Raw genomic sequence first — 2,185 nt, 5'->3', positions numbered from 1 at the left:
ACAACAGCAAGCAAACAGGTGTTGTTGGTTGGGAAGCTTTATGGAAAGGTTGGTTTTCACTGAGCCAACTGCTAGAAGGCGCTCGATTCATGCAAGCGCAACAACAGGAGATGTGATCAAGAGACAGATCCTGACACAGGGGGTTAGAGTCAATTTAGACATCGCTTGAATAACGAGCTCACGGACAAGCTCAGTCAAGGCTGGTTTTCGAATTTGATTATGAAAGGGTTTATAACTTATTGTGCAATCAGCCTGCGTTCGCAAGTTTTGATGGATATCTGACAAGTTAGCGTCTTGCAGGCAAGATAAGCTTTTGAACACAGCCTTGAGTAAAGAAACAATCGACAAACATCGATGGTGCACTTGAAACCCAAAGGCTTTTGCAAGCGCGATTAGGTGTTTTTCTGAGATAAGGGCTTTTAATTGATTTGAAACTTGGTTAATCTGCATGTGGACTCTGTTTTTAGTCATTTTTTATTGGCGTAACTATTTGATCATTAACAGAGTTCAACTTCAAGTTTTCTTAAGATCCAACCTATGAGGTGTCGTTAGCTATACGCTTACAGGCTGTCTAACGAATGAGGCATTACTCAAGCGCAAATCATCAGGGCGATAGCGTAGCAAAGCTAATAAACGCCGAATGTAGAGCTGCTGTCAGATCTTCTTGTTGTTGGAAGTGCTATTGCTTGACAAAGGGGAGTCCATGTAGCCCAATTAACGGGCAAAAATAGTGGGCTAAAATGGAACGAAGCGAACAGTCCGCTGTTTTTAGTCCTGTTAAATTACTTGTTACAAGCCGTTTAATGCAAGCATATATCATTTAATATCCATTTTAATTGAGGGTCATTTTTTGAAATATAGTCATCAATTGATACTTTGATATGAACATTTGGGTATAACGCATCTTTATTATCACGATTGAAGTGATACAGTCGCTTTGAAAATGTTACTTCTAGGTTGGAGTTAGGTAAAATAAATTGCCCCATATCTTGGTAACCTGAAGGTTTGGCACCTGTAGGTTCACCAACTAATTTTGCATTCAATAATTGTGAAAACTGAGCAGCATTACTCATTGCTGCCGAGAAAGTTGCATTATCAATAAGTACATAAACGCCTGACTTCCAGTCTAGACTGTCAGCCAGTACGAGTAGTTGAGCCAACTTTAAGCCTACAAAAAAGTCTCCGCCATAATTTTCTCTAAGGTCAATTATTAACTTATTGGATTTGTTTTTATTAATGAAGGATAATAAATCTTCGCCCAGTGATTTCATTTTTGAGATTGATGTATAACGGCGAAATTTAAAATAGACCACTTTCTTATCATTTAACGACCCAAACCAAAGATTCTCGTTAAGTTTTTCCTCAATCGAAAATATGGAATTGTTTAGATAGGTGAGTTCGGCTGTGTACTCATTTGAGTGAGATGGTTCTAATTGCTGTTCAATTAGTTCTTTACCTATTGTGAATGTGAATCGAGCTTGAAATGTATCGTTGATAACTCCCAGCCCATTAAGTAACTCGGCTTTTGGGATATATTGTGCTGCTCTTACTTGTGTTGAGTATTTGTTTTCAGAAAATGGTGTTAGTTGAGAAAATAAACGGTAGATTTCTTCTGCATTCATGTCGTTAATTTTATCAAGTTTTGCACCAAGGAGGTGCTTAAAATCCTTGGTAGTTTTAATTACATAAAGCTCACCCTTGAACACCTTTAATTGAATAGGAAAACTTTTTAAATTAGCTCCCCACAAAGGAAATGATGTATGCCCATCACCTATTTTGTGAGTTAACCTCATCAGTTCAATTAATAACTGATTTTTCGTTAAGGAGGATAGAGAGCCTTTAAGTTGCGTTACCTCTTCATTAAAGCTTTGCCTAGAAATCGTATGGTAAAGATCTATATGTTTTTCGGACAAATTTCGTGAATAAAACTCAAGATCCTCTTGCCAACTTTCAACCTCTAAATCAGTAATGCCAAAACAATAGAGAGAAATCATTGATAATAAAATTGAAAGGGAAAGTCTCACTCGGTACTCCTTTAGGCGTATAGACATAATGACTCCCACACGGTGTTAGCCTCCGCTTTTCGTGGGTTAGCTTAATTCAAAGCCAGAGCCATAATTAGTTTGTCAATTAACTAAACAGCAGAGGCTAACATGAATAAACATAGCATACTTTTTATCGGTCT

At 37.5% G+C, this 2,185-nt stretch carries 1 protein-coding gene; it reads right to left on the bottom strand.

The window, feature by feature from the left end; all coding sequences use genetic code 11:
- Positions 1 to 800: 800 nt before the first annotated feature.
- A complete protein-coding gene (locus HHO47_RS19700; RefSeq protein WP_169021683.1) occupies positions 801 to 2,024 on the bottom strand; it encodes a S41 family peptidase in 1,224 nt (407 codons plus the stop codon).
- Between the last annotated feature and the right edge of the window lie 161 nt (positions 2,025 to 2,185).

This window comes from Pseudoalteromonas arctica (genome assembly GCF_012927645.1).
Lineage (GTDB): Bacteria > Pseudomonadota > Gammaproteobacteria > Enterobacterales > Alteromonadaceae > Pseudoalteromonas > Pseudoalteromonas arctica_A.
This window is presented reverse-complemented; position numbering and strand designations above follow the sequence as displayed.